2 protein-coding genes are annotated in these 977 nt (G+C 59.1%); both read right to left on the reverse strand.

Annotation, left to right across the window (positions count from 1 at the left end; translation table 11 throughout):
• Window positions 1–13: 13 nt before the first annotated feature.
• A complete protein-coding gene (locus tag A6F49_RS14580) occupies window positions 14–616 on the reverse strand; it encodes a cadmium resistance transporter (protein WP_043055284.1) in 603 nt (200 codons plus the stop codon).
• Complete coding sequence (gene cmtR / locus A6F49_RS14585) at window positions 613–975, reverse strand: Cd(II)/Pb(II)-sensing metalloregulatory transcriptional regulator CmtR (RefSeq protein WP_043055283.1); 363 nt, start codon at window positions 973–975, stop codon at window positions 613–615. Before cmtR ends, A6F49_RS14580 begins: the two co-directional genes overlap by 4 nt.
• Window positions 976–977 lie beyond the last annotated feature (2 nt).

Consider the following 977-nt stretch of genomic DNA (forward strand, 5'->3'; position numbering starts at 1 on the left):
GTGTGGCCGTTGCTTACAGTCCGAAGGCTCCGCCGCTGACGAGGATGACGATACCTAGGCCGATGAGGACGGCCGGAAAGAGAATATGTTCCCACCGTTCCAGGGCTTCTGCAATGGGTTTTCTGGAGCTAATCCACTTGGCCAGGAATACGAGAGCGGCAACGAGCAATAAGAAGACGATGCAGTAGGCCAGCACTGCGCTCCAGCTGACGCTGACGAACACTGGCACATAAACACCGATGTTGTCGCCACCGTTGGCGAAGGTCACTGCCGCGACGGTCCAGACCGAGACACGTTTGCCTTCGAGTTGTGCTTCGTCATCGTCGTCTTGGCCGCGATTGCGCCAGGCCTGCCATGCTGCCCAGAGTCCGAGCCCCAGGGGGATCAGACCGAAGTACGGCAGTATGGCTTCAGGCAGGAGCACTTGGGCACCAAAGGCTGCTGCTACCGCAGCGCCTAAAATGCCCAGGAATCCTAGATATTGTCCCGCCAGGAGGCGGCGAGTGGTGCCTGGTTGTCCCTGGCCTCGCCCGAAGAACAGCGACAGGATGACGATGTCATCAATGTTGGTGGCGATAAACAGCCCGATCGCCTGCAGGATGGAGGAGACGATCACGCGCTGAACTCCTCGTCGCCAGCACATCCGGTAACAGTGCAGACCGGATCAATGCAGGGGGCAGCTTCGTCAACGGCCAGGGTCGTGTCCACCAACGCGGTCAGTGCCTGAGCCAAGTGTGGGTCTGCGATCTCATAGCGGGTTTGGCGTCCCTGATGCTGTCCGACCACAATGCCACAGTCGCGCAAACAGGCCAGATGGTTGGATACATTGGAAGGGGTCAGCCCAAGATCGCGGGCAAGCACTGCCGGATATTCAGGCCCCTCCAACAGCGTCAACAGAATTCGGGACCGTGTCGGATCGGCCATGGCTCGACCCAACCGGTGCATCACATCTAAACGAGCAGCATTAATCAGCATAG

Origin of the sequence: Enteractinococcus helveticum, assembly GCF_001657475.1 — a bacterium.
Classification (GTDB): Bacteria; Actinomycetota; Actinomycetes; order Actinomycetales; family Micrococcaceae; genus Yaniella; species Yaniella helvetica.